Here is a 20,798-nt window from a genome sequence, read left to right as displayed (position 1 = left end):
CTCCTGAGTTCACAACAATCCAACTTTTTGAATATCAACTTTGTCTCTTATCGAAGTATTAAAGGAGCGCTAATTTAGCCGCACTGGAAAGGTATCCAAGGTTATGGAATCGTTGGCAATTTACAACGTCCTGCCATTGAAAGGATAATTGATCCGGTATAAATAAGGTGGGCGGAAGCCTTGTTTGGCTATCAATTTACCCGCAGCAAATCACTGTATCTCGTTGTATAACGTGGTGAAAGCATGTCTCGCTTCATCGCCCACGGCTGCTGTATCCCTTGCCCGGCAAAGTAGAGCGTTCCTTTCCCCTTTTCAGCATTAAGAGTATCCAGTAGGTCCATCAATTTATCGCTGTTACGCCGCGGGGCGTTATTATCAAAAAGATTCAGCTGTGCAACGCCAGAGCTAAAAAAATCCCCCAGCATAACGCCCGCTTTTTGATAACGTAGCCCCTCTCGCCAAACGGCGTCCAGGCTGCGCGTGGCTGCTGTAATAATGTCCCGGCTATCCTGAGTTGGCGTCAGCAGTTTTATCGATGCGCTGTTACCGTAATAAGGTTCATTCAGGGCAAACGGACTGGTTTTGATAAACGTAGAGATAAACCGGCAGTACTGGTGTTCTCTGCGCAGCTTTTCCGCAGCACGTGAAGCATAGGTGCAAATGGCCTCTCTCATGGCGTTGTAATCCGTGAGTTTTTCACCAAACGATCTTGAGCAGATAATTTCCTGCTTATCCGGCGCAAATTCTTCCAGCGCCAGACAAGGCTCACCGCGCAATTCCCGGACGGTTCGCTCAAGCACGACGCTGAAATGTTTACGAATGAAGCGAATATCGGTATCCGCGAGGTCGAGAACCGTTTTAATGCCCATGACGTCCAGTTTCTTGCCGATACGGCGTCCGATGCCCCAGACTTCATCAACCGGGAGTGCTGCCATCAGCTTACGCTGGCGTTCAATATTTGAGAGATCCACGACTCCGCCCGTCTGTTCCTGCCACTTTTTGGCCGCATGGTTCGCCAGTTTGGCCAGGGTTTTGGTCTGAGCAATGCCGACCCCAACCGTGAGACGTGTTTTCTGCAAAATGGTTGCTCTGATTTCCTGACCAAAATCCGTAAGATCCCTGCAGTTTCGCACGCCCGTTAAATCACAAAAGGCTTCATCAATACTGTATATCTCCACGCGTGGCGACAACTCCTCCAGAATCGACATCACCCTGCTGCTCATATCCGCATACAGTTCGTAGTTCGAACTAAAACAGAACACGCCATAGCGCCTGAACAGATCTTTCTGTTTGAAGTACGGAGCGCCCATATTAACGCCAAGCGCCTTTGCCTCTACGCTGCTGGCAATAACGCAGCCATCGTTGTTTGAAAGAACGACAACGGGCTTCCCTTTCAGATCAGGCCGGAATGCCGACTCACAGCTGGCATAAAACGCGTTAACATCCACCAGTGCAAACATCATCAGCCCGCTGCTTTGATGATAAATGTCACCACGCCAAATATATCCAGCGTGTCCTCGCTGCTAATCATGATCGGCGCGTAGGCGCTGTTCTCTGGTTTCAGCATCACAACCGGATGTAATTGCAGGCGTTTAACGGTGAATTCGCCCTCAACGGCGGCAATAACAATGTCTCCATGGGCAGGTTTTCTGGCGCTGTCGACAATCAGTAAATCGCCCTCGCCGATCCCTGCTCCCCTCATAGAGTCGCCAGATGATTTAACAAAATAGGTTGCGCTGGGATGCCGTACCAGCAGGTCATTGAGGTCGATACGTTTCTCAACGTAGTCCTGTGCAGGAGATGGAAAACCGCAGGGCACAAGATCGCTAAATAACGGAAAGTGTTTAATTTCGCGGCGTTCCGCAGGCTGGAAAAACAACATAATAATCTGCCTCTCATTTACTGTATTTATATACAGTAGTTTTAATAAGAGCAGCAATCAAGTAGCGAGTGTGATGAACTGGACGTTGTTTAACCATCTTGTCGGTAAGTTTTTATGATGTCTGGAAAAATAATCGGCTAAAAAAATACCCCGCATTTGCGGGGCATTACATCAGGAGCGTTTTCGCGGCATCATGCGCAGCAGCGTATTGTCCTTCCAGAAATAGTGGTGCATCAGGGCCGCAGCGGCATGCAGAGCAATAACAAAATAGCCCAGATTTGCCAGCGTCACGTGCCAGGACTTCAGCATATCCACTACATCAAAATTGGCCTCTGCCGCATGCGGCATAACGATGCCGAATGCAATCCACGGGTTACCCCGGTTGTACATCATCACCAGTCCAATAATCGGCAGAACAATAAACAGCAGATAGATAACCAGATGCCCCAGATGCGCCATTCCGGTCATCATCGGCTTCGGTTTTGGCACAATCGGCGGTGCCGGATATTTTAGCCTGACCAGCAGACGCGCCACCATCAGCGTTAAAATAGTGATGCCACAGGATACGTGCACCATGTTAAATAAGGGACGATAGCTGCGCGGGAAAAATCCGCGAAACTCCATGGCGCTGTAGGCCACAATGACCAACAAAAAGACCAGCCAGTGAATGCCAATTTGCAGGCCAGAATACTTATTCCCCATAACACTTCCTGAATAAAAACAATAATGCGTCACCATAACGGGCTTTTGTTAAAAATTCATTAACTTTTGCTCACCCGGCTTATTCGTACGCGGGATAAATTTATCAAGCTCTCGCCTTCCGGCGGAGATTCGCCTCCACCGTCTTTCATTTCCCGCGAATTCAATACGTCGTGAGTCTCTCCCCGTTTTCAATTCATTAACTATGTTATAGCTAACCTTTGCCACTGAGGGAGCATAGTAATGGAAGCACTGAGTCGTGAAGCGTTAGAAAACATGATGGAGCAAGCCGTTGCCCACGCGGCCACCTTCTCATGCTGGCCGCAGGGTGAAGCCCCCGGAGCAAAAAACAGCGATGCGGTATTCACGCCTGAACCCCGGCATACCGGAACGTCTGCTTATGATCGTGCGGTAACCGGCATTCGTGCACCAGAAATTACCGTTTACGCCCCTGCAAAACCTAACGGCACAGGGATCCTTGTTACCCCTGGCGGCTCTTATCGTCGCGTGGTGATGGATAAAGAAGGCAGCGCACTGGCACCGTTCTTTAACGCTCACGGTTATACCCTGTTTGTGATGACCTACCGCATGCCGGGCGATGGTCACGAGGAAGGCGCAAATGCGCCGCTGGCCGATGCCCAACGCGCCATGCGCTACATTCGCGCCAACGCTCATGAATGGAAAATCAACCCTGACCGTATCGGCGTGTTGGGCTTCTCCTCCGGGGGACACGTGGCCGCCAGTCTGGGAACCCGGTTTGACGAATCGGTTTATACGCCGATTGATAGCATAGACGAACAATCTGCGCGCCCTGCTTTTATGGCGCTGGTGTACCCGGTGATCACCCTGCGCGAAGATATCGGTCACCCAGGCTCTCGCCTTGAGCTGGTTGGCGCAACGCCCGAAAAGGAAGACCTGCAGCGCTATTCTCTTGAAGAGCGAGTGGATAACACAACGCCGCCGACGTTCTTGCTACACGCCATTGACGATCCGGCGGTGAAGGTGGAAAACAGCCTGGTCTTCTTTAATGCGCTACGTAGGCCAGGGGTTTCGGTCGAAATGCATCTGTTTGAACGCGGTAAGCACGGATTTGGTATTCGCGATGCGCAGGGATTGCCGCTGGCCATCTGGCCGGAATTGATGATGAACTGGATCGCCAGCAAAGTGTGAGAATTGCGCCGGGTGGCGTACAGGCTCACCCGGCGAAAACTTAGGACTGCAGATACACCACCTGCGTTTGCAGATATTCGTTCAGCCCGTGTTTACCGTCAGCCCCGCCAATCCCGGACTTGCGCCAGCCAGCATGAAAGCCTTGCATCGCCTCGAAGTTTTCACGATTAATATAGGTTTCGCCAAACTTCAGCCCTTTGATCGCTTTCATCGCCGTATTCAAATTCTGCGTATAGATCGATGAGGTCAGACCGTAATCGCTGTCATTGGCCATCGTCAGCGCCTGTTCCAGCGTATCAAACGCTACCACCGGCAGCACCGGACCAAACGTCTCCTCGTGCATAATCGCCATCTCCTGGCGCACGTCTAACAGTAACGTCGGTGGATAGTAATACCCTTTGCCGGAAACGGCCTTACCGCCCAGCACCACTCTGGCGCCTTCCTGCACCGCTCGTGCAACTTTCTGCTCTACACGCTCCAGCGCAGCGGCGTTAATCAGCGGTCCCATCGCAATATCATTGCGCTCAGCCGGATTGCCAAACTGCACGGCTTTCATCGCCTCGCCCAGACGATTGACGAATTGGTCATAAATACCTTTCTGAACGTACACGCGCTCGGCACAGTTGCATACCTGTCCGGTGTTGATCACCCGCGAGTCAACAATTGCCTTTACGGCCAGTTCAAGATCGGCATCATCCATCACGATAGCCGGGGCCTTGCCGCCCAACTCCAGACAAACTTTGGTGATATTTTTAGCCGCCGCTGCCATAATTTTCTCACCCGCCCCGACGCTACCGGTCATGCTCACCATGGCCACCTTCGGGTTTGCGGCCAGCGCCTGACCGACCGTTTCACCACGTCCCAGTACCAGATTAAATACGCCGCGCGGCAAGCCAATATCATCAACAATTTTGGCAAAGGCGATGGCGTTATTCGGTGTAAATTCACTCGGCTTAATGACAATGGTATTACCCGTCAACAGTGCGGGAGCCAGTTTGCGGGCAATCAGGAAAAATGGAAAGTTCCACGGCAGAATGCCCGTAGTCACGCCCAAAGCGCGCTTAAACAGCAGAATATTCTCGCCCGGACGATCGCTTTGCAGGATCTCACCTTCATAGCGACGCGCCCACTCCGCCATATAATCGATATAGTCGGCGGTAAACGAGACTTCGACCTCAGCCAGTTGCTGTATTTTTCCACCCTCCGCCACAATCAGCGCACTGATTTCACTGGCTCGCTGACGGATACCCGCAGAAATTTTGCGTAACCAGTTCGCCCGTTCAATGGCGGGCAGCGCTTCCCATTGCGGCTGAGCGCGCTGTGCAGCATCGATCGCTTTACTCGCATCCTCGGCACGTCCATCGGGAATACGCGAGATCACCTCTTCCGTGGCCGGATTGACGACATCAATCCAGGCATCATCGTGCCAGGTCACAAACTGCCCATCGATATACATAGGATGTTGTACGGGTACTGACATGCGGCTCTCCTGTGATTGATTTGTTTTTAACAAGTAAAACTATTGTTAATTAATATCAATCATGCAGGTCGTATTATGGCTGGAGTGGCTGTTCTGTGAGCGGCTTCATAAAAGCGTCTGGCAAAGTGATGATGAAGGGAAAAAACAGGTGTGATTTTTGCCCGTTTGCCGCAAAACGCCGACAAACGGGCAACAGGAATTACAGAGAGCGGCTCTCCAGTAAATCAGTCAGCACGATGTCATTTTGCAACTGCTGCCAGGCTTGCTCAACGTTCTGAGGAATATCAACATGGGCGATAAAATCGCGGCCGCACGGCCCATAACCGGTGGCATCATCACGCAGGCGAGGAAGCTCACCGGTTATGAGAGACAGATAGCGATCCACTGACCACAAACCTTCTGCTGCTGGCACAAAATCCACGCCGTCTTGCTGTTGGGCCAGCTCAGGGATGAATCCAGGGAAACTCAACCAGCGCGGCGCATGCGGCTCATCGCGGGTTACGCGCTGAAAGGTTGCCATCGTGCGACGTTGCATAGTGGGATCCTGTACCACAATGACGGTATGAATACTTTCCGTCGCCTGATTCAATAATGCACAGCTAAAACGGGCATTCTCACCGCAGTTTGTTGACTGGTCTTCCACCCAAATCTTCTCCCCCGGGATTTGCCAGAACTGATGTGCGATATCGGCAAGGATCGCCGCTTCCGCGCGTCCGGTGGTACGAATGATGTTGTAACGAGGATGCTCTGCAATCGCGTCATACAGAAATCGTGTGGAGTGACCGATGCCACCGCTAATCAACAAGGGAACCTGTTGCTCTTTCGCGATCCGGCAGGCGGCGTCGATGGTCGGAATAACCGCGTTCCCTGCCAGAATCACGCAATCTGACTGAACGGTGATATTCCCCGTAAAATCATTCTGCGCCAACCATCGCCCTACGGTATTGATCGCCGCAAGCGTGGTTGCGGAAAGTGTCGGAAACTGGCTCATACTCATGACTCCTGATCTTAATACTTTATCGGGTTGCATACCGGGCGGTGACGTCACCTTACCCGGTATGCTGTCTGGTACCGATTTATCCCGAAATCTGCTCCATCGCCTGCAAAATACGTTTATCGGAAATCGGATACGGCGTACCAAGCTGCTGGGCAAAATAGCTGACGCGCAGCTCTTCTATCATCCAGCGGATCTCTTTGACATCGTCATCTTCACGGCGCGCGGGAGGCAGTTTATTGAACCACTGCTGCCAGGCCTGCTGCACGCTATCCACTTTCAGCATCTGCGCACGGTCACGATGCGGGTCGATAGCCAGTTTTTCCAGACGCTTTTCGATAGCCTGCAAATAACGCAGCGTATCGCCCAGACGCTTGAAACCATTGCCGGTAACAAATCCACGGTACACCAGCCCGCCCATCTGCGATTTGATATCCGCAAGCCCCAGCGCCATGGTCATATCCACGCGTCCTTTCAGACGTTTGTTGATATTAAACACCGCGGTCAGAATTTGTTCGACCTGCTTAGCAATATCCACCACCGTATCGTTCAGTTCAGCCCGCACTTTTTCATGCAGCGCCGCAAAGCCTTCTTCGGTCCACACCGGACCACCGTTGGCGTCGATCAGTTGATCCACACCACAGGATATACAGTCGTCAATCAAATCCAGCACTTTACCGTACGGGTTAAAATACAGCCCCAGCTTGGCTTTGTTGGGCAGTTTCTCATGCAAATATTTGATTGGTGAAGGAATATTAAGCAACAACAGGCGGCGTAAACCGCACCACATCGCCTGCTGTTGCTCCAGCGGGTTATCAAACAGTTTGATGGCAACGCTGTCACGCTCATCCACCAGCGCTGGCCAGGCTTTTACCTTATAGTTACCGCGTTTTTGCTCGTAACTCTCCGGAAGCTGACCGAAGCTCCAGATGTGCAACCCGCTCTGTTCGATACCGTCATCCGCCACCGCAGACAATGTTTCCTGAACTTTACCCTTCAGTGCGTCTTTCAGATCCTGCAGCGAACGTCCTTCCTGCAGCTTTTTGTTCTTATCATCCACTACCCGGAAGGTGATTTTTAGGTGATCGGGCACCTGATCCCAATGCCAGTCTTCACGGTCAACGGTCACGCCGGTCATGCGGCGCAGTTCACGCTCCAGCGAGTCCAGCAGCGGCAGTTCCAGCGGCGTGACGCGGCCTAAAAACGCTTCCGCATAGTTTGGCGCGGGCACAAAGTTGCGTCGTACCGGTTTCGGCAGAGACTTAATCAGGGCGATAACCAGTTCACGGCGCAGCCCCGGAATTTGCCATTCAAAACCGCTCTCTTCGATCTGATTGAGCAGCGGGAGCGGAATATGTACGGTCACACCGTCCGCATCGGCTCCGGGTTCGAACTGGTAACTTAACCGTAGTTTGAGATTGCCCTGATGCCAGAAGTTCGGGTAATCCAGCTTACTGATTTTTTCCGCACCCTCTTTGATGAGCATGCTCTTTTCAAAGTTGAGCAGATCCGGCGTTTCACGGCTGATCTTTTTCCACCAACTGTCAAAGTGACGCGCGGAGACTACATCATGGCTGATGCGTTGGTCGTAAAACTCAAATAGCGTCTCATCATCAACCAGAATGTCGCGACGGCGCGATTTGTGCTCTAACTCTTCCACCTCAGCGCGTAACTTCAAATTGTCACGGAAAAATGCATGGCGCGTTTGCCAGTCGCCTTCCACCAGCGCATGCCGGATGAACAGTTCACGCGACAACGCGGGATCGATCTGGCTGTAGTTCACCTTACGGGCTGCAACAATCGGTAAACCGTAGACGGTAACCTTTTCTGTTGCCATCACCGCGCCCTGCGCACGTTCCCAGTGCGGTTCACTGTATGAACGTTTGATCAGATGCTGGGCAACCGGTTCGACCCACTCAGGATCGATGCGTGCAGCAATACGTCCCCACAGGCGGCTGGTTTCCACCAGCTCCGCTACCATCGTCCACTTCGGCGGTTTTTTAAATAGACCAGAGCCCGGGAAGATCGAGAAGCGAGCGTTACGCGCCCCGGTAAATTCCTGTTTATCGGCATCTTTCATCCCGATATGTGACAGTAAACCGGTCAGCAACGCGACGTGGATCTCTCTGTATTCAGCGGGTTCGCTGTTAACAGGAATCCCTAACTCTTTCACCACCTGACGCAGTTGCGTGTAGATATCCTGCCATTCACGCACGCGCAGGTAGTTCAGAAAATCAAGTTTGCACTGACGACGGAACTGGTTTGACGACAGCGCTTTCTGCTGCTCGCCGAGATAGTTCCACAGATTCACAAATGCGAGGAAATCAGACTCTTTGTCGTGGAAACGGCGATGCTTCTCGTCGGAGGCCTGCTGCTTGTCCATCGGGCGCTCGCGCGGATCCTGAATAGACAGCGCCGAGGTGATAATCATCGCCTCACGTACGCAGCCATGTTTTTGCGCTTCCAGCACCATGCGCGCCAGGCGTGGATCCACCGGCAGTTGCGAGAGCTGACGACCCAATGGCGTCAGTTTGTAAGCGGTTGCCTGTTCGTCGGTGGTTATCGCCCCCAGTTCTTCGAGCAGGCGTACACCGTCCTGAATGTTACGTTTATCCGGCGCTTCAACAAACGGAAACGCCGCGATATCGCCCAGCCCCAAGGCGGTCATCTGCAAAATAACGGACGCCAGGTTGGTACGCAGGATCTCCGGGTCGGTAAACTCCGGGCGCGACAGGAAATCGTCTTCAGAATACAGACGAATACAGATCCCCTCCGAAACACGACCGCAACGGCCTTTACGCTGGTTGGCAGAGGCCTGCGACACCGGTTCAATCGGCAAGCGCTGAACTTTGGTGCGGTAACTGTAACGGCTGATACGCGCAGTACCCGGATCAATCACATACTTGATCCCCGGAACGGTCAGCGAGGTTTCCGCCACGTTGGTCGCCAGCACGATACGGCGACCGCTGTGCGACTGGAACACACGATTCTGCTCGCTGTTGGAAAGACGCGCATACAGCGGTAGCACTTCGGTATGGCGCAAATCCAGCTTATTCAGCGCATCGGCGGTATCGCGGATTTCGCGCTCGCCGCTCATGAAGATCAAAATGTCGCCCTGACTTTCACGGCCTAACTCATCTACGGCATCAAAAATTGCCTGCAATTGGTCACGCTCGGTGTCATCTGCGTCTTCAACAATTGGACGATAGCGAACTTCCACCGGATAGGTTCGACCAGAGACTTCGATAATCGGTGCATTATTGAAATGCTTTGAAAAACGCTCCGGATCGATGGTCGCCGAAGTGATGATAATTTTTAGATCCGGACGGCGCGGCAGAAGCTCTTTCAGATAGCCGAGCAGAAAATCGATATTCAGGCTGCGCTCATGCGCTTCATCGATGATGATGGTGTCGTACTGCATCAGCAGCCGATCCTGCTGGATTTCCGCCAGCAAGATACCGTCCGTCATCAGCTTAACCATGGTGTTGTCGCTGACATGATCGCTAAAACGGACTTTATAACCGATACAACCGCCCGGCTCGGTTTGCAGCTCTTCTGCAATACGGTTCGCCACGGTACGCGCCGCCAGACGACGCGGCTGGGTATGGCCGATCAGCCCTTTTACCCCGCGCCCGAGCTCCATACAGATTTTGGGTAACTGAGTGGTTTTACCTGACCCCGTTTCCCCGGCGACAATCACCACCTGGTTATCGCGGATCGCTTCCAGAATATCCTGTTTTTTCTGACTGACGGGCAGGTTTTCCGGGTAGCTGATGACCGGACGCGCAGCTTCACGCAGCACAACTTTACCTGCAGCGTGATCAATCTCTTTTGCCATCTCCTGGTAAATGGCCTGTTGTGCATCAGGATTTTTAACCTTCTTCACGCCCTGCAGGCGGCGGGCAAAACGCTGTCTGTCACGCAGCATCAGTGAATCCAGCTGTTGCTGCAACATGTTGAAGGTTAATTTTGGTTGTTCTGTCATAGCGTTAAAAGGCAGTGCTCTGCCGGGTTAAATCTCTTTTAGATGATAGGTATAGAGTACCACATCAGCGCTTTTCATGTGTTGTTCAATAATTTCGAACATAGGATTCGATATATTGCGCTATCACTGCGACAGGATTGTGAATAAAGTGTCAACAAGCAACGGGGCACTCCCCCTTCAAACACATAAAAGGAAACACCCATGAGCAAGGTATTAGTTCTTAAATCCAGTATTCTGGCAGGGTACTCTCAGTCTGGTCAGTTGTCTGATTATTTTGTTGAACAGTGGCGTGAAAAGCACTCCGCTGATGAAATCACCGTCCGTGACCTGGCTGCAAATCCTGTTCCGGTACTGGATGGCGAACTGGTGGGTGCGCTGCGCCCGAGCGATGCGCCGCTGACACCGCGTCAGCAGGAAGCGCTGGCGTTGTCCGATGAGCTGATTGCTGAGCTGAAAGCGCATGATGTGATTGTTATCGCCGCGCCGATGTATAACTTCAACATCCCAACCCAGCTGAAAAACTATTTCGATCTGATTGCCCGTGCAGGTGTGACTTTCCGTTATACCGAGAAAGGTCCGGAAGGTCTGGTGACGGGTAAACGCGCAGTCGTGTTGACCAGCCGTGGTGGTATCCATAAAGATACGCCGACTGACCTGATCACGCCGTATCTGAACGTATTCCTGGGCTTTATCGGCATCACCGACGTGAACGTCGTCTTTGCTGAAGGCATTGCGTACGGCCCGGAAGTGGCGTCCAAAGCGCAGTCCGATGCGAAAGCCGCTATCGACAGCGTCGTCGCTGCCTGATAATTCACCCTCTCACCATCCGGTGGGAGGGTTTCTCCAGCATTTACTTCTTTACCTGCACCTGTTTGCCGTGAATGCGGTTAATATCACGCCAGATGGTTGCATAATCTCTGCACTTCGCCAGATTCTCTTCCCAGCAATGCAGCAAAAATTGTTCTGGCTCGGCAACATCCCGGCTTAACAGCTTGAATATCCAACGATTCCAGACATACCACTTGAAAAGCCACATGATTTAACTCCGCAACGCGACCGGTGTTGAACTATATCAGCCTCAGTTTTTTGATGCCGTGTGGCAACTATTGCGATGTCGATGAATAAGTCAGATGAATACTACAGTAGCAGCACCAGCCAGAAAGCCCACAGAACTGTAACAAGACAGAGCGTTTTTCGACATTGTCGCAATGCACCTGACTGGCGTTCAGCCAGCGTCAGGGCTTTCAGCCGTTCGCGTCGCCAGATAAAGTACAACGCGTTTCCGGCCTGCTTGTTGTTTTGCTTATTAATCAGCGAAAAATAGCGCTGGTCGAGCCACAGTCGCCAACAACCAAACCAGACCACAGCGCACAGCAATGCAATGACGGCGCGCACGACACCTGGTGAAGCAACAAACAGCGCCCACACCATCGGCGGGAGGGAAAAAAGCAGAATGAAGCGCCAGCTTGCCAGCGTGTGCCGTAGCAAAGCGTGCTGAAGCACCTCAGCATCTGTTACATTGTCACTTTCCGTTGCCATTGTTGCAGCATCTCCAGATGTTTATCAGTCAGCACCACATGTGGTCGACTTGCTCGAATTTGCACCACGGCGTGCTCTACCGTCGGCGCATGGCCATAACGCAACAGCCACGCTGCGACCACCATTGCACTGCGCGACAATCCTAAGGCACAGTGCACCAGCACAGTTCCCTGCCGCACACGCAGAGTTTCCAGACTGTCCACCGCCTGCTGTAGCTCGGCTTCATGTGGGATCACTAAATCCAGCATCGGTACACAATGATAAGTGTGCGAGGCTGTCGCCCGTCCACGCGAAAACTCAAAGGTTAAGTCGAGCACCGCCTTTTGCGCAGGCGCGCAGCGCGGAAAACTGCCGAGATATACGCCAGCCGCAATCGGACTTACTGCCGGTATACGGCGGGTGAACCAGAGCATCGACAGCCACATTCCTGAACGCCACGGTAATGATAGCCAGTAAACAGAGGGAGGCAGTCGACCCTGTAAATCTTTCGCCGTCACCACCGCGCCGAATCCAGCGTAACCGCAGCCGACCATCAACAAGCCCAGCGCTGGCCATAACAACCATGGCGTCAGCAACACAGCGGTAATAAAACATAATGCCGAGCCCAGCAGGTAGCGGCGCATCAGCCTCAGACAGGCTGCATCCGGTTTGCTCCAGCGCCAGCGGCATTGTTCCGGTACCATCCAGTCAATCAGCATGCCTGCCACCAGCCCGGTAATAATATCGATAAAGTGATGCTGCCAGGTGGTCAACACCGATAGCGCGATCAGTAATGACCAGCCATCGCACAGTCTGCACCAGCCGCCGGACAGATGGCGACTGAAATGCCGCCACAGCAGCCAGCAGAGAATGATATGCAGCGACGGCGACTGGTTATAGGGCAGATCGAACTGTTCGAGCTGTGCAAACAGCCAACCCGCCGCGCCCGTCACTTCGGGGCGGGTAAAGCTAAACTGTAACGGGAACAGTAAAAAACCGCCGCAGGCAATCAACGATGCCAGTACCAGTCTGAGCACCAACCGACGCTGCTCGAAACGCGTGGTGCAAACAAACAGGGATAACCCGTAAAACAGATCCAGACTCCAGTACGGGATGATGGTCCACGGAATAAAAGGAATAGCAGATTCCCAACCAAAGACGATGCTACCAACGTTCTGATACTGAGCATCTTGCCAGGCGGTAAACTGATTCACCTTGCCGTACGTAAGGAAAAAAAATGGTGCCAGCAGCAGTAACCAGCCCACCGCCTGCACCGTAACTTTACGCTGTTCAGGAAGCACGGCGTACCGCCATAGAAACGGTGAAAATCCCCCATTCATCAATCAGTTGGGTGCACTTCTCAAAGCCCGCCTCGCGAATCAGCGCATCCATTTCACCCTGCGTACGCACGCGCATAACCCATGCTTTGCCGTCTTTATGACTGGTCAGCGACCAGGCTATCGTTTTAAGCTGTGGATGCCACGGCTGCCCGGTGTATATCAATAGGCCCCCTGGCGCTATCGCATCCGCAAGCCCGGCCAGAGAGTTTTTGACCAGCAAATTCTCTGGAAACAGCTCGTACAAACCAGAGACAATCCCCAGAGTAGGACGAGGTTCCAATGCCGCCAGTTCTTCACGGTTGAAGGCATCGCCTTGTTCAAAGCGTGCAATGTCAGTCAGACCTCTGCTGGCGATCATTTCCCGACCTATATTCACATTCAATGTACTGTAATCGCGCAGTAAAATTGAGCGTACCGCCGATTCGCCAGCCAACGCATCGAACACATAACGCCCGTGTCCGGCAGCAATATCCACCACATGTACCGGCGTGCCCTGCTCCGCCAGTTGTGCAACCGCCTGGCTAATCAACATCTGCAGATGAATCTTACGTTGACGGATCCCTTTCCAGCCCACGCTGTTGAGGTAGTTTTTGTCAATCAAACGCCCCAGCGCGCTGCTGCCCTGCGGCTGATTGCGATAGACGTAATCCAGCGTACTCCCCGAATCAAAGCCGGTTTCAAATCCCAGACGAACGCCTGTCGATTGTGTCCCGAGAAGCTTCATGCCATAGCGCAGGCCACGATACGCAATGTCGTCGAGAGAATATGGCGCGGGTCCCCCGCTGAGCATCCGCCAGGTATCAGCGCCAGGACTCCAGCGATCTTCGTTGCTGTAATCAAAACGCTGCAGTGGCATAGCATATAAGGTGGTAATGAAATTACGCATTTTGTCGAACGCCAGATGCCGGTCTTTCTCCCCCAGCGTATCGTGATAAAACCCCGGCAACACGTGCAGCTCCTTGAGAGGATTTCTCAGGCGCTGATAAAAATCAATTTGCGGCTGGCGATGCACGACAAAATCATCCCCGGACACCAGCAATTGCACAGGCATCGTAATGGCGGCAGCATCACTGACAATGCGTTCTGCCGTTTTGTAGAGATCCAGCAGAATGTTCACCGCAATGGCACGGGTGATCTGGGTATCAAGATTAAAGCTCGCTACACGATCGACATCGTGCGTCAGGTATTTTCCTTTAACATAAGAGTTAACGAAAAACAGACCGCGCAGTCGTTGCATCAGCGCCAGTCCTGGACGGGCAAACGGCACATACAATTTAACTTTGAAAGCCGGTGATGCCAGTACTAATCCACGAATAGCGGGGGCATAGTCATGAGCCCAGGTTGCGGCCAATACCGCGCCAACGCTCTGAGCCACGACCACCACATCTTCCATTGCGGCATGACTGTCAGCGGCAGCGAAACGCACAAACTCTTCAACATCTTGTACCGAACGCGCCAGAGAAGGGCTATAACCGCGCTGGCCTGGAGAGTGGCCGTGACCACGAGCATCCCAGGCATAGAATGCGGTGTCCGGCATCGCCAGCTCATCCACAATATGCTGCAACCGTCCGGAATGTTCGTGACCGCGATGGAACATGACGATCACTTTCGTCGTCGCACCCGGCGCCGTAGCCGGCCAGTGGCGGAAAAACAGTTCAGTGTTGTCGCTGGTCACAAAATGTCGTTCGTCAGGTATTCGTGTATTAGTCATGCGAATGTAATCCTTTAGTTTGTTGCTCCAACAGCAACAGTTGCTGTCTGAGTCCGTTCATAAAGAGGTGTTTATCCCCATGAAAATGCAACGTTCTGCCAATATTGACGTCAATAAACAGCGGCAGTGGTATACGGTTCCCTTTCGCCATCACAGATTCTGTGCCACGTAGCCAGACGGGAATGATCGGTACCTCCGGTACATGCTGGCTCAGATGCCACAATCCAGATTTCAACGATGACAATTTTCCAGGTTCACCCCGCGTACCTTCCGGAAAGAGGATCAGAATCTTTCCGTCGCGTAATGCCTGTTCACACTGCGCTAACGGATTAGTTTCTCCGCCTTTTCGCGAAATGGGAATAATGTTGAGAATATTAAGCGCAAACCAGGCCATTGCTTTATTACGCAGGAAATAGTCAGCGGCAGCCACCGGATGGACCGACGACTGGCGGCGCAGCGGAAAGAGCGAAAGCAGCGCAAAAACATCCATATGGCTGTTGTGATTGGCAACGATAATTGCCGGACCGCATGCAGGTAAACGTTCCCGGTGCTTGATACGTAACCCCAGCCACAGCCAAATCACCGGCCAGACAATACACAGCGTAAACAGCGTTCGCAGAATTGAACTCAGCATAAGTTAGTAGCAAAAGTAACGAATGAAATGGAAAAACACCGGCGCGGTGAAGATCAGAGAATCCAGCCGGTCAAGGAGCCCACCATGACCCGGCAGCAATGTTCCGCTGTCCTTCACGCCGATATCGCGTTTGATTGCTGACATCACCACATCTCCACAAAAACCACTGATGCCGATAATAAAACCCGCCAACAATGACAATGGAATGCTTAACGGCGTCATCAGTGGCCCAAGCAGCGCCGCCATTAGCGTGGTGGTCGCTACGCCGCCGACCAGTCCCGCCAGCGTCTTATTAGGACTGACTTTAGGCATGACTTTGATGCGCCCAATTGATTTACCCCAAAGGTACTGCGCAATATCGTTGAATTCCGTTAAGCCAACCAGGAACAGTACCAGCAATGCACCGGTTTGTTTGCCGTCATCAGGCAAAACCAGCAAAAAAGCGACATGGCTGAAGGCAAACACGGTAGTCATCAGGCTCCAGTGATGCTGCGAGGCGTAGCGCAAGAAGCCATGAGTATCGCCCGCAATGACCATCCGCACGGGTAAGAATAAAAAAGCGTAGACCGGGATAAACACCACAAACATACCGTACCAGTTAATGCCAATCAGCCAGTAGTTAATCGGAATAGCAATGAACATCCACAGCAATGGCATGCGATCGGTCTGACGCGACGGCACCAGCGTTAAAAACTCCTTTAACGCCATGAAGCTGACCAGCGCGAAAAAGATCAGTGCCAACCAGTGTGGGCTTAAAATCGCAAGAGAAAACAGGATGATGATTAGCCACCAGGTGCGAATACGTAACGTCAGTTCCCGCCAGTCTTTATCCGGCCGTCGCCACACCAGTAAGCCATTCACCACCGTTGCAACCAGCAGCAGTGCAAAAATGACCGCAAGTGACTGCTCCAGCAGCATCATTTCGTCCCCTCTTCGCATAATGCGCTCTTACAGCGATTAACCACCGTCCATAGCAGCAGGAGGGTAGCAATACCCCACAACACGTTGTTCCACTGTACAAGCTGCGGCCACAGAGTCAGTGCCAGGCCCCATGCGCCAAATACCAGCGCCCGGTCACTTTTGCCCAGCGGTCCGGCATAGCAGCGAACACCATTAATCGTTTGCGCCAGAACGCCGCAAAACTCCGTCATTACCGCACAAAACAGCATCACCATAACCAGTATTACGTTACTGTCAGGGAGAAGCATAAATGGCAGATAAAGCGCTATATCAGAAAGAATATCCCCGCTTTCGTTTAGAATAGCCCCAAGGCGCGATTGTTGGTGACATTCACGCGCCAGCATGTCGTCGAGCGCATTAAGCGCCATTCGGATAAACAGCACGATGGGCAGAACAACAAAATATTCGGGTTGGGGGAAAATCACCAGTACGCCGCCGGTCACAAAAGAAAGCGCCATTGCGGCGAGAGTTACATGATTCGCCGTGACGCCATTCTTATGTAGCCAAAACATCAATGGGCGTAAAAGTGTCTGAAAGGCGGGCTTGATCTGATAAAGCGTCATCATCACTCCTTGATAATTTGCGGTCTTGACTATAGTGAATTAATTATCAATACCCGCCTAATACTTTCCTTTGGTGTAAAAACAAATCGGATTCTATCTACAACTTCGTCATTATTTTCTCAACCACTTACCATTGATGCCCTGGACGTACTCCCCTGGTTTAGCCCGAGCGACCAGCTTTTGTCCGGCCATTTTCGCCACTTCATCTGGAGGAATGTTATTGCTCTCAGCCAGTTGCTGATAGCTGGCGCTGCGTGCTTTATTAATCTCACTCACCAGCGCCTGCGTTTCGGCGTCGGTTTGCAATGCCACCAGATAACCATTAAGCGTTTCGCCCACCCGTCCCTGGGATCTGGCTTCATTCAAGGTCAATGCCCACCCATTGCCACTGAATAAACTCAATGCCACCAGGATCACTGCAAGCTGTTTTTTCATCGTGACCTCAGAACAAATCGCTGCGCGATTTTAATAAGCTCTCAACGTCTTTATCGACTTTGATATGGATCTCATGCTCGATTTTGACGTTCATATTAATAGTGATCGGCTCTTTAGGCGCAGCCACTTCAATTCTGGGTGTGCAGCCGATCAGCAGAGATGAAGCCAGCAGACCCAGCATGGCAGCTATCGTTTTCATTGTTGTTCCTCACATTCCTTGCCTTCCGGGCAATGGGATTCCGGCAGCGCTGCATTTTGTTCAAGCCATGCCTGTAAATTGTCGCCAAAACGCAAACTACGCCATAGCGTAAAGACGTTTTCCTCATGGGTGTAATTCAAATTAACCGTCCCCACTTTGCCATCCACCCGGCTATTGCCAGTTACGGTTGCCTGCATGGTTAAGACACCGAGATTATCCAAATTTATTTTCGTCCAGGAATGGCTTATTTCCATATAACGCAGCCAGTTAATGGCCGCACCGGCTGCCATATTATCTTTGACGACGGCATCCGCCGTGTCTTTATCAATACGCAGCGTCATAGGCCCCGGGTTGGTCAGCCAGCCGTCTTTAATGATCCACTTTTCGTTATCCAGCCATAACGGCAACGCACCGCTGACCGGGCCAGACATGGCGAATTGTTTGGGATTAACCGCGCTGATAAGCTCGCTGGAAGAGATATTCTGCACCCGTAATAATGCCGGATCGTGCTGCGGCATCCGCAGTTGTTGCATGATGACTTTGCCCCCCAGCAGTTCGGCGCTGACATCGCTTAACAGTAACGGATTGTCTTCACTCCAGGGATACGCCCCCTGTAGATCGGCGGCGATATTTTTCACCGTCACCTGATTCACCACTTCCGCAATACGCAGTGAAATAGGTCCACGCGTACCCAGTTGCCATGCGCCTTCACTAAACCGGAAAGGCAACACAAAATCGACGCCATTAATTTGGTTATCGGGCATCCAGGCGCTACCGCCTTTTAATACCCCATGGCCGCCCGCTTCAAAGCCCTGTTCCGGGGCAGCCGAAAACGCAACCTGCGCATACAGTTCACCTTCACGTAGCTTCATTTTCCAGTCTGGTGGGATGAGCGGTTGGAATACGGTGAGCGATTGTTTTGGCCACCAGGCCTGTCCGCGCAGACGGATCCCGTCCCAACGGCCATTTACCTGTACTGGACCTATCGCGCCCGCGTGAAGCTGGCCTTTAAACTGGAAAATCGTCGGGTCGGTGCCTTCCACGCTGAACTTCAGGGTTGACGGCGGTAACACGCTCCCCCCGGTAAAAGTGGTGTTCCCTGCGTCCAGCGACAGCGCGCCGCTAAAAGTCGGTTTGTTGGCATCCCGTACCCAGACGATCGGCTCGTCCATCACCAGGCGTGGGGTTTCTACCTTCATGGTGCCGTATTGCAGGTGGTCAAATCCGGTGGAGAGATCAAAAAGCTTCAGGGTGTTGTCATGCCATTCGCCCTTACCCGCCACGTCCCAACGCGCATGCATTGGCGTAAAGCTGCCTTTGCCCCAGTACCGCCACTGCCAGCGACCCGCGTCAGGGAGAAAATCATTTGCCAGACCATCCAGATGCAATTCAAAACCGCCCATCTGGTTTTCATGCGCGCGCAATATAGCCTGCAGACGGCCATCTACGCCGCGCTGCGTTACTTTTACGCCCGCCAGCGGCCAGCGAATTTCGTCAATATCCAGCGAGTCAATCACCCGTCCACGCGAACGCAGCAGCGCTCCTGGCTCGAAAGCCAGCTGCGGGTCGTTCAGGCTTCCGGTGAGTCTGGCGGGTAATTTGGCGTAGAAGATCAGGTCACCCTGTTTCGCCTCGCCTATCAACTGTAACGGCATATCACTACTATCCACACCCAGCTTACCCGGCCCCAGCGTTAATACGGCGTTTCCTTTACCTGCATCGCCTTGGGTCAGTATGTTCAGACGCCCGCTCACCACCGCATTTTCCAGCCCGGCCTGCCAGTTTTCAACTTTCATGCCCAACCGCCCGCTGAGCGGGAATCCCTGATAAGGCCAGTTCCAGCGACCGTCGCTGATGGTTAATTGCTGACGGGTTATTTCCCACGGAAGATCGAGCAACGGATCGGCATTGTCCCGCGCCATAACGATCAGTTGTCCGCTGTTTTCTTGCCACTCCAGTTCTGCGTCCACCAGTGAGGGCTCCTGCGGCAAGCTCAGAGTAGCAACCGCATGACCGCTCACCGGTAGTCCATCAGGAACCAGCGGCATGGTAAATTCACCGACCAGTTTTACCGGCGGTTGCCCTTCAAACGCGGCTATATCCAGCTCATTTACCGTGAGATTTTGCCCGTGCAGACGCCCCTGGAATTTCACTTTTTCACCCTGGTAGCGCAGTTGCTGGGTCGATGGCGTTAGCGAGAGAGACAGTTTTCCCTGCCACTCCTGCCAGGGGGAGAGAATAACTTTGTCGATGTTAATCCAGGTATTGGGCAGCATCGATTGCCATTCAGCCAGCGTTTTGGGCGCTGCCGGAGACGCTTCTGTCTGCGGTAATTTAGCCAGGCAAGCGGAATCCAGCTCAATTGTCCCGACATTAAGCAACCAGCGGCTGGGATGGGAAAGATCGGCCTGAGTAATGCGCGCTAGCGGGCAATCATCGACCAGATAGCGGAGTTCCGGGATATGTAGCCCATGCCGTGTCAGCCGTGGGCTCTCATCCGCGCGTGCCAACAGGTAACCAGACGCCCACCAGCGTAGGAACCCACAGGCCAAGCGTCATCACCAACGTCAGCGGCACGAGAATCAATAATAAGAGAAGTGCCAGAGCGGCTTTATATTTACCCTTCATGGGTAGTTAATATCCTGATTTAGCGAAAATTTAAGCCGGTTTAGGCCAGTATTGTGGCATGTTTAACAGGATATGCCCACATTAAGAATAAATTCCCATGAAGTATATGCACTATTTATTAATCAACGGGAATCAATAAAATAATAATTAATTCAATAAGATAGTGCATTGTTTTATATGGCACGCTGTTACACGTGCCGTCGGGAATATAAAGAACTCAGACTCAATGAGGCCTCAGTTCTCCATCGCTATGTTTAGGTCCTAAACGACCAGCTTCTATCAGAATTTCCTCAATGAGCTCTTCGAGGCACTCCCTACCATGATGATCGCAGACCAGATGTACCTGCCGGGAAATCTCCTCAGGTTTCATACCATCACATAATGCCGCCTTAAGCATTAAGGTGGCCCATCGCTTTGCTTCAGAGTGAGTTAACATGACCCCTCCCGATATTTGCTACCTGTATAAGCGTAGCTGTCTGGATGTGATTCGGCTGGCTTTTTACCTGCATCGATTACGGGTATTGAGTTGGACGGAAAAATATCCAGTTGTTGAAATTGAGTAACCTGCCCACACTAACAACAGATGCGCTGAAATTATTC

General features: G+C 52.3%; 17 protein-coding genes and 1 pseudogene. 2 read left to right on the top strand and 16 right to left on the bottom strand.

What is annotated here, in order from left to right; translation table 11 throughout:
* Positions 1-191: 191 nt before the first annotated feature.
* The 3 genes from HV334_RS12085 to cybB form a co-directional block, all read right to left on the bottom strand.
* Positions 192-1,460 (bottom strand): Y-family DNA polymerase, encoded by a 1,269-nt coding sequence (locus HV334_RS12085; protein WP_029139549.1) that lies wholly within the window; start codon positions 1,458-1,460, stop codon positions 192-194.
* A gap of 2 nt (positions 1,461-1,462) precedes the next feature.
* Positions 1,463-1,882 (bottom strand): translesion error-prone DNA polymerase V autoproteolytic subunit, encoded by a 420-nt coding sequence (locus tag HV334_RS12080; protein ID WP_016153176.1) that lies wholly within the window; start codon positions 1,880-1,882, stop codon positions 1,463-1,465.
* A 171-nt stretch (positions 1,883-2,053) separates the two neighbouring features.
* Positions 2,054-2,584, bottom strand: coding sequence for a cytochrome b561 (gene cybB, locus HV334_RS12075; protein WP_019076843.1), 531 nt, complete (start codon positions 2,582-2,584; stop codon positions 2,054-2,056).
* A 240-nt stretch (positions 2,585-2,824) separates the two neighbouring features.
* Between cybB and HV334_RS12070 the strand changes: the two genes are divergently transcribed.
* Complete coding sequence (locus tag HV334_RS12070) at positions 2,825-3,751, top strand: alpha/beta hydrolase (protein ID WP_049282409.1); 927 nt, start codon at positions 2,825-2,827, stop codon at positions 3,749-3,751.
* 40 nt (positions 3,752-3,791) lie between these two features.
* Here the strand turns inward: HV334_RS12070 and aldA are convergent, their stop codons facing one another.
* The 3 genes from aldA to hrpA all read right to left on the bottom strand — a co-directional run bounded on the left by aldA (position 3,792) and on the right by hrpA (position 10,210).
* Positions 3,792-5,231 carry an aldehyde dehydrogenase gene (aldA, locus tag HV334_RS12065; RefSeq protein ID WP_181221791.1) on the bottom strand — a complete coding sequence of 480 codons (1,440 nt, stop codon included), beginning with the start codon at positions 5,229-5,231 and terminating at the stop codon, positions 3,792-3,794.
* Positions 5,232-5,430: 199 nt separating this feature from the next.
* Positions 5,431-6,222, bottom strand: coding sequence for a YdcF family protein (locus HV334_RS12060; protein WP_047417340.1), 792 nt, complete (start codon positions 6,220-6,222; stop codon positions 5,431-5,433).
* Positions 6,223-6,307: 85 nt separating this feature from the next.
* A complete protein-coding gene (hrpA, locus tag HV334_RS12055) occupies positions 6,308-10,210 on the bottom strand; it encodes an ATP-dependent RNA helicase HrpA (RefSeq protein ID WP_181221789.1) in 3,903 nt (1,300 codons plus the stop codon).
* Positions 10,211-10,411: 201 nt separating this feature from the next.
* Here hrpA and azoR point away from each other — a divergent pair, with 201 nt between their 5' ends.
* Entirely contained in the window at positions 10,412-11,017 is a 606-nt protein-coding gene (gene azoR / locus HV334_RS12050; protein ID WP_006684422.1) for an FMN-dependent NADH-azoreductase, read from the top strand.
* A gap of 43 nt (positions 11,018-11,060) precedes the next feature.
* Here the strand turns inward: azoR and HV334_RS12045 are convergent, their stop codons facing one another.
* The 10 genes and pseudogenes from HV334_RS12045 to HV334_RS12000 all read right to left on the bottom strand — a co-directional run bounded on the left by HV334_RS12045 (position 11,061) and on the right by HV334_RS12000 (position 20,198).
* The gene (locus tag HV334_RS12045; RefSeq protein ID WP_016153181.1) at positions 11,061-11,246 is read right to left on the bottom strand and encodes a hypothetical protein; all 186 of its coding nucleotides are present in this window, start codon (positions 11,244-11,246) and stop codon (positions 11,061-11,063) included.
* Positions 11,247-11,347: 101 nt separating this feature from the next.
* Positions 11,348-11,749, bottom strand: coding sequence for a hypothetical protein (locus HV334_RS12040; RefSeq protein ID WP_016156605.1), 402 nt, complete (start codon positions 11,747-11,749; stop codon positions 11,348-11,350).
* Entirely contained in the window at positions 11,725-13,029 is a 1,305-nt protein-coding gene (locus HV334_RS12035) for a phosphatase PAP2/dual specificity phosphatase family protein (protein ID WP_181221787.1), read from the bottom strand. Before HV334_RS12035 ends, HV334_RS12040 begins: the two co-directional genes overlap by 25 nt.
* Entirely contained in the window at positions 13,019-14,779 is a 1,761-nt protein-coding gene (locus tag HV334_RS12030; RefSeq protein WP_047501709.1) for a bifunctional alpha/beta hydrolase/class I SAM-dependent methyltransferase, read from the bottom strand. The genes HV334_RS12035 and HV334_RS12030 overlap by 11 nt, the downstream gene beginning before the upstream one ends.
* Positions 14,772-15,413 carry a lysophospholipid acyltransferase family protein gene (locus HV334_RS12025; RefSeq protein WP_047501707.1) on the bottom strand — a complete coding sequence of 214 codons (642 nt, stop codon included), beginning with the start codon at positions 15,411-15,413 and terminating at the stop codon, positions 14,772-14,774. Before HV334_RS12025 ends, HV334_RS12030 begins: the two co-directional genes overlap by 8 nt.
* Before the next feature lie 3 nt (positions 15,414-15,416).
* On the bottom strand, positions 15,417-16,334 hold the full coding sequence (locus HV334_RS12020) for a phosphatidate cytidylyltransferase (protein WP_153690336.1): 918 nt from the start codon (positions 16,332-16,334) through the stop codon (positions 15,417-15,419).
* Positions 16,331-16,936, bottom strand: coding sequence for a CDP-alcohol phosphatidyltransferase family protein (locus tag HV334_RS12015; protein WP_181221892.1), 606 nt, complete (start codon positions 16,934-16,936; stop codon positions 16,331-16,333). The genes HV334_RS12020 and HV334_RS12015 overlap by 4 nt, the downstream gene beginning before the upstream one ends.
* Positions 16,937-17,047: 111 nt before the next feature.
* Positions 17,048-17,371, bottom strand: coding sequence for a YdbL family protein (locus HV334_RS12010; RefSeq protein WP_016156611.1), 324 nt, complete (start codon positions 17,369-17,371; stop codon positions 17,048-17,050).
* Between the two features lie 7 nt (positions 17,372-17,378).
* A complete protein-coding gene (locus HV334_RS12005; RefSeq protein WP_016156612.1) occupies positions 17,379-17,570 on the bottom strand; it encodes a YnbE family lipoprotein in 192 nt (63 codons plus the stop codon).
* Positions 17,567-20,198: pseudogene (locus HV334_RS12000) on the bottom strand (YdbH family protein). The gene HV334_RS12005 and the pseudogene HV334_RS12000 overlap by 4 nt, the downstream one beginning before the upstream one ends.
* Between the last annotated feature and the right edge of the window lie 600 nt (positions 20,199-20,798).

Origin of the sequence: Citrobacter sp. RHBSTW-00944 (assembly GCF_013615435.1) — a bacterium.
GTDB lineage: Bacteria > Pseudomonadota > Gammaproteobacteria > Enterobacterales > Enterobacteriaceae > Citrobacter > Citrobacter braakii.
This window is presented reverse-complemented; position numbering and strand designations above follow the sequence as displayed.

Excerpts from the sequence above, each read along its gene's own strand:
- HV334_RS12085 (WP_029139549.1), bottom strand. The coding sequence starts at position 1,460 with ATGTTTGCACTGGTGGATGTTAACGCGTTTTATGCCAGCTGTGAGTCG.
- HV334_RS12080 (WP_016153176.1), bottom strand. The coding sequence starts at position 1,882 with ATGTTGTTTTTCCAGCCTGCGGAACGCCGCGAAATTAAACACTTTCCG.
- cybB (WP_019076843.1), bottom strand. The coding sequence starts at position 2,584 with ATGGGGAATAAGTATTCTGGCCTGCAAATTGGCATTCACTGGCTGGTC.
- HV334_RS12070 (WP_049282409.1), top strand. The coding sequence starts at position 2,825 with ATGGAAGCACTGAGTCGTGAAGCGTTAGAAAACATGATGGAGCAAGCC.
- aldA (WP_181221791.1), bottom strand. The coding sequence starts at position 5,231 with ATGTCAGTACCCGTACAACATCCTATGTATATCGATGGGCAGTTTGTG.
- HV334_RS12060 (WP_047417340.1), bottom strand. The coding sequence starts at position 6,222 with ATGAGCCAGTTTCCGACACTTTCCGCAACCACGCTTGCGGCGATCAAT.
- hrpA (WP_181221789.1), bottom strand. The coding sequence starts at position 10,210 with ATGACAGAACAACCAAAATTAACCTTCAACATGTTGCAGCAACAGCTG.
- azoR (WP_006684422.1), top strand. The coding sequence starts at position 10,412 with ATGAGCAAGGTATTAGTTCTTAAATCCAGTATTCTGGCAGGGTACTCT.
- HV334_RS12045 (WP_016153181.1), bottom strand. The coding sequence starts at position 11,246 with ATGTGGCTTTTCAAGTGGTATGTCTGGAATCGTTGGATATTCAAGCTG.
- HV334_RS12040 (WP_016156605.1), bottom strand. The coding sequence starts at position 11,749 with ATGGCAACGGAAAGTGACAATGTAACAGATGCTGAGGTGCTTCAGCAC.
- HV334_RS12030 (WP_047501709.1), bottom strand. The coding sequence starts at position 14,779 with ATGACTAATACACGAATACCTGACGAACGACATTTTGTGACCAGCGAC.
- HV334_RS12025 (WP_047501707.1), bottom strand. The coding sequence starts at position 15,413 with ATGCTGAGTTCAATTCTGCGAACGCTGTTTACGCTGTGTATTGTCTGG.
- HV334_RS12020 (WP_153690336.1), bottom strand. The coding sequence starts at position 16,334 with ATGATGCTGCTGGAGCAGTCACTTGCGGTCATTTTTGCACTGCTGCTG.
- HV334_RS12015 (WP_181221892.1), bottom strand. The coding sequence starts at position 16,936 with ATGACGCTTTATCAGATCAAGCCCGCCTTTCAGACACTTTTACGCCCA.
- HV334_RS12010 (WP_016156611.1), bottom strand. The coding sequence starts at position 17,371 with ATGAAAAAACAGCTTGCAGTGATCCTGGTGGCATTGAGTTTATTCAGT.
- HV334_RS12005 (WP_016156612.1), bottom strand. The coding sequence starts at position 17,570 with ATGAAAACGATAGCTGCCATGCTGGGTCTGCTGGCTTCATCTCTGCTG.